Annotated in this window: 6 protein-coding genes; 1 reads left to right on the forward strand and 5 read right to left on the reverse strand. The window is 44.9% G+C overall.

Annotated features, from left to right (window positions below; genetic code table 11):
- From GX419_03935 to GX419_03955, 5 genes are all read right to left on the reverse strand, one after another.
- Positions 1–356: hypothetical protein (locus GX419_03935; GenBank protein ID NLI23841.1), on the reverse strand; the 356-nt coding region annotated here is incomplete at its 3' end.
- Positions 357–438: 82 nt separating this feature from the next.
- Positions 439–2,901, reverse strand: coding sequence for an FtsX-like permease family protein (locus tag GX419_03940; protein NLI23842.1), 2,463 nt, complete (start codon positions 2,899–2,901; stop codon positions 439–441).
- 26 nt (positions 2,902–2,927) lie between these two features.
- Positions 2,928–3,611, reverse strand: coding sequence for an ABC transporter ATP-binding protein (locus tag GX419_03945; GenBank protein ID NLI23843.1), 684 nt, complete (start codon positions 3,609–3,611; stop codon positions 2,928–2,930).
- Positions 3,612–3,910: 299 nt separating this feature from the next.
- Positions 3,911–4,681, reverse strand: coding sequence for an exodeoxyribonuclease III (gene xth, locus GX419_03950; GenBank protein NLI23844.1), 771 nt, complete (start codon positions 4,679–4,681; stop codon positions 3,911–3,913).
- A gap of 9 nt (positions 4,682–4,690) precedes the next feature.
- Complete coding sequence (locus GX419_03955) at positions 4,691–5,332, reverse strand: carotenoid biosynthesis protein (GenBank protein ID NLI23845.1); 642 nt, start codon at positions 5,330–5,332, stop codon at positions 4,691–4,693.
- A gap of 49 nt (positions 5,333–5,381) precedes the next feature.
- On the opposite strand from GX419_03955, the gene GX419_03960 reads away from it, so the two are divergent.
- Positions 5,382–5,571 (forward strand): NAD(P)-binding protein (locus tag GX419_03960; protein NLI23846.1); only part of this gene is annotated, 190 nt, incomplete at its 3' end.

Consider the following 5,571-nt stretch of genomic DNA (forward strand, 5'->3'; position numbering starts at 1 on the left):
ATGTATTGTTCGGGCGGCGGATAAGAATGGGGTACAAATCCGGCCAGAAAATCTGTGGTGCCATTGTGAAAAATCAGTTCGATCCTCACATTTCCCAGAGAGCAATTGTTGTATTTAATCAGATGGCAAAGCTGTTGCAGAATTTCGTTTCTGTCGAGGGTAACAGGCAGTTTTGTCAGGATCAGGGAATTTTGCAGCCGGTCGAGATGGTCTTCAAGGAAAAGATATACCCTGTCAATGACACGCAGGATTTCATAAATGATGACAGCATCAGAGGGATAGGAAAAAGATGAAGTGTCAACCGGTTCAGGTTTGAAATTCAGGATATAGTATTTGTGGATGAAGGGTAAATTCATGCCGCAAAGATAATCCCAATCGCTGCATTTAAAAATGCGCAACGTGCAGGGAAGTCTGAAGCCCGAATCAGGTACAGGATATTTATTCGTATTTAAGAGCTTCAGCAGGATTGGTGCGGGAGGCTCGCAATACGTGAAAGGATACCGTAAGCAGGGCAACGGCAAGTGTAACAAACAGGGTAAGGATAAATATTCCGGCTTCCGGTTGAATATGATACCTGAAATTCTGGAGCCATTTCCCAAGCAGATACCAGGCAACAGGCAGAGCCAGGAGGTTGGCGATAAGGACCCATTTAGAAAACTCTTTGGCAAAGAGCAGGAGTACGTCAGAGGAATCGGCTCCTACCACTTTCCGGAGCGCAACTTCACGGGTCCGCTGCTGTGTGAGGAAGGAAGCAAGTCCGAGAAGTCCGAGAATAGCAAGAAAGATGGTAAGGATGGTAAATGACAGGAGCAACATACCCATGCGTTTTTCGCCCTTGTAAGCTTCTGCAATCATGTTGTCCATGAACTGGTAATCGAAAGGGTATTTATCTCCAAATTCTTTTCTTTTCTGATCGATAAAGGCAATAGCCTCCTGTTCTTTTCCTTTTTTAAGCCGGATATTCAGGAGGGGCGTCCTGCGCGGATCATCGGTAAGGAGCAGGACAAGAGGTTCAATCTCGTTTTGCATGCCTTTGTAATGGAAATCCTTCATAATTCCTATCACAAAACCATAGTTTTCAGCTGTGGTATCAAGCGACACACCGGGGAAGAATTTTCTGCCTATAGCAGAGCTGTAGTTCTTTGTGGATGCTCCGGCAGAGTCAATCCAGCCAAACTTCCTTGCCGCCGTTTCATTCAAAATGTATGCTTTGTCCTTGTCGGTCGCCATGTTGCGGTCGTAATTCCGGCCTTCAATTATTGTTATACCCATGCCGGTTATGTAGTCATAGTCAATAAAATAGTTGTTCACAGCCCGCTCAATCATGGCACCGTTTTCTCCTTCAGCTTTCATGACTCGAATGCCCATCATCGAGAAGGGATTTGCATCGCTGCGGAAGGTTGCCTCGATGGCCGGGTTCTGCATGAGTTCATTCTGGAACGATTTTAAGTTATTGGCAAATGTTGTATCCCTGACGGTCATCACCATGAGGTTTTCAGGATTAAATCCCAGATCTCCCTTCTGCATGTAATTCAGTTGTTTCAGAAGCACAAAGGTAGCCGTAATCATCAGGGCTGAGATAAAAAACTGAAAAACCACAAGGATTCTTCTGAGGATACCATTGCCGCCTGACGAATCCATCCGTCCTTTTATCACCAGAGCCGGCTGAAAAGATGACAGGTAGAAGGCAGGATAGCTGCCCGAGATAATTCCTGTAAGGAAGGTAAGAACGAGCATAATCAGGAAAGACCCTTCGCTGAAGATGACCCCGTAAGAAATGTTTTTGCCGGCAATCTGGTTGAAGTAAGGCATCAGCAATTTTACAAGGACAAGCGAGATGAGGAAAGCGAGGATGGCAAAAAAGACGGATTCACTGAGGAACTGGTTCATTAAAGCCGAGCGCTGAGCTCCTGCCATTTTTCGAAGTCCCACTTCTTTCGACCGGTTGAATGAACGGGCTGTCGCCATATTCATATAGTTGATACAGGCGACAAGAAGGATGAAAAAAGCCACTGCGGCAAACAGCCACACGTACATAAAATTACCGTTTGGCTGATCGTACTGAAGATCGGAGGAATAGTGGTGGGTCCGGGCGAGCGGTTTGGCCATCAGCATGAAATGGCCGTTGATACGGTCGCCGATATCTTTCATGTGCCGGTTATAAAAATCTTCTGATTTGTCGAGGATGCTGCGAATGTCGGCTTTGTCTTTCAGAAGGATATAGGTGAAGCAATTGATGTTCCAGAAAGATCCGGAACTGCGGTCATTGAAGCGTTCGGGTCCGATCCGTTTTGCTATGGTTGAGGTTGACAGAAGGGCATTGTACCGGAGATGACAATTTCCGGGAAGGTCTTTGAATACGCCGGTAATTTCAGCCTGATCACCTTCCATGGTAACTAGTATTTTTCCCATGGGATCCTCATCTCCGAACATTCTTCTGGCCAGGGAACCGGAAATCACCATGGTATAAGGTCTGGCCAGAGCGGTTTGCGGATTGCCCTTTTCGAGGGGATATTCAAAAACCCTGAAAACGGTTGAATCGGCAAGCCATACGCTGTCTTCCTTGAATTCCTTGTCACCGTATCGGAAATACATGGTTCCCGGGTAGAAAAAACGAACATATTCTTCCACTTCAGGGAATTCATCTTTCAGAGTAGGGCCAAGGGGAAGCTGCGATATAGCAAACAAATCGTCTTTGTTGTTAATGGTGAAGTGAGATTCGAGCCGGTAAATTCGTTTATAGGCGGGAGAGTGCTTATCATACCCGATTTCGTCCTTAATAAACAGAATGATAAAGAATGTGGCCGTTAGTCCGACGGCAAGACCAAAAATGTTCAGGATAGAATAAAAGGGATTCCTTTTGATATTTCTGATGGTAACCAGAATGAAGTTGCGGATCATGAGCCTGAATTTAGGATGAATGACAATCAGAGAAGCTTACGTACATTTTCGGTAACAATGTGTCCGTCGAACAGCTGAACAATGCGATGTGCTTTTTCGGCATCAGACGGGGAGTGGGTAACCATAACAATGGTTGTTCCTTCGTTGTTCAGTTCAGAAAGGAGGTTCATTACTTCTTCCCCGTTGGCTGAATCGAGGTTTCCGGTTGGTTCGTCGGCGAGGATCAGCAAAGGGTTGGAAACCACAGCCCTGGCGATAGCGACCCGTTGCTGCTGGCCACCGGAAAGCTGCTGAGGAAAGTGTTTCCGCCGGTGCGTCATCCTCATGCGTTCCAGCGCTTCTTCAACCCGCTTCCTTCGCTGGGCAGACGGTACTTTAAGGTACAAAAGAGGAAGCTCAACATTTTCAAAAACAGTGAGTTCATCAATAAGGTTGAAACTCTGAAAAACAAAACCAATGTTGCCTTTGCGCAGACGGGTGCATTCCCTTTCCCGGAAACGGGAAACTTCCTTGCCCATGAAATAAAGTTCCCCTGATGTGGGATTATCAAGGAGCCCAAGAATGTTCAGAAGGGTGGATTTTCCACAGCCCGACGGGCCCATTATCGCAACAAATTCTTTTTCTTTGATTTCAAGATCAACCTGATTAAGAGCAGTGGTTTCAACCTCGTCTGTACGGAAGATTTTGGTGAGCTGGACTGTTCGGATCATAGAATACTGTATTTGTTATCATTTGTAAGACGAAGAAATTTCCTGTTTGTTACATTCAGGAGGGAAAAAATTTCCTGTTTTCCGGTTTTTCCGGCCGCATTTTTCTGTGTTTCTTGCTAATTGACCGAAAGAAGGGACAAGGGCATTATCTGCCCCGGACGGGAAGGAATGCCATTAAACAGGATCATTTGTAAACCGGTTCTGGTTTTCCTGTCAGGTTTCAGTTTTTCTGCCTTCCAGTGGGGGTGTTTTTTAGAGATTTCCTGCCACTGGCTATTGTTCAACAATTGCTGTTGGTATCAGAACGACAAACGAATGGAAACCGGGCAGTGATCAGAGAAATTGACATCTTTGTGAATGGAAGCTTCCTTAAGGTGTGGTTTCAGAGGAGGAGTAATCATATGGTAATCGATGCGCCAGCCAAGGTTTTTCTGACGGGCTCCGGCACGATAACTCCACCAGGAGTACTGACCGGGCTCCTGGTTAAAAACACGGAACGAATCAATGAAACCGCTTTCCACAAACCGGTCCATCCATTCCCTCTCTTCGGGGAGGAATCCCGACATTTTGGTGTGCTTTTCGGGGTGATTGATGTCGATGGGTTTATGGCATATATTGAAATCGCCCGATACGATGAGAGCCGGATGTTCTTTTCGCACCTGCCGTGTATAAGTGAGGAAATCGTCCAGAAATTTCATTTTAACCGCCTGCCTCACATCGCCGGTGGTACCTGAAGGGAAATAGGTACAAAGAAGGGTAAATTGCGGATAATGAAGCTGCAGCATCCTGCCCTCCCTGTCATATTCGGGAATTCCCATACCGACTTTGGTTGCATCAGGAGGAACTTTGGTAAAGACTGCCACTCCGCTGTATCCTGCTTTCTCAGCCGGATGCCATAGCATCTGATACCCGGCTTTTTGTATTTCAGATGTATCGATCTGTTCGGGAAAGGCTTTGATTTCCTGAAGGCATATTATATCAGGCTGTTCCGTAAGCAGCCATTTGTCAAATCCTTTTGACATTGCTGAACGCAATCCGTTCACATTGAGGGAATAAATGCGGAGATCCATGGCGAAAACTTATGGTAATAAAAGCAAAATAAGCAGAAAAAATACAATCTGTACAAGGAAAAATAGTCTGGGAAGTCTTCCTTCGAAAGTTAGATTAAACCATTTCAGGAAGAGGAAAAAAAAGCCGGCAATAATAGCCCATGCAAGGTAATTCTGCAAAGGAATCACTCCGTTTTCCCATTGCCAGTAATCCATTTTCATGGCAAGGGGCTCAAGAACCATGTCAAAGAAAACAATCAGCAGCATTCCAAGGAGAATTTGCAAAAGAGGAATTTTTGTAATCAGAACAGCCCAGGCCCAGGATCCCAGAATCAATACAGCCCAGTTAAGAGCAATTACAACCGGAACGGCTGCGATTTTCCAGTGCATGCCCGAAGCATAAAGATAGGGTCCGAAAAGATTTCCTGTTCGAACTCCTGCCAGTTCAGCAAAAAAAGTGATGAGGACTGTGAAAATAATCCATATGTAAATTTTTCTTCCCTGATCCTGGCGGATGATAAAATATAGGACGCCTCCATTCATCAGAAGGAGAAAAAGATCGGTAAGTTTGATCACAATAGGCCTGGTGGGTGGAAACCAGTGGAAAAAAATTCCGCAGGCGAACAAAAACAATAAAAGAAAGGAAAAATTACCGGGAGTGATATATTTCATGATTTGCATAAATAACAAATAAATCCGTAATTTTAATAATGAACAATTTATGCAAATTTTTGTTGAAAAGAAAAGTACATTATTGTCTAACAACTTACGAAACTCGATGAACAAAAAGATTGTAGTAATTGGCTCAGGATTCTCGGGGTTATCAGCTGCTGCCGCATTGGCAAATATGGGGTATCAGGTGGATGTGTATGAAAAAAATGCAACCCCCGGTGGCAGGGCAAGAAATTTCA

This window comes from Bacteroidales bacterium (assembly GCA_012517825.1).
In the GTDB taxonomy this organism is placed as follows: Bacteria; Bacteroidota; Bacteroidia; order Bacteroidales; family JAAYUG01; genus JAAYUG01.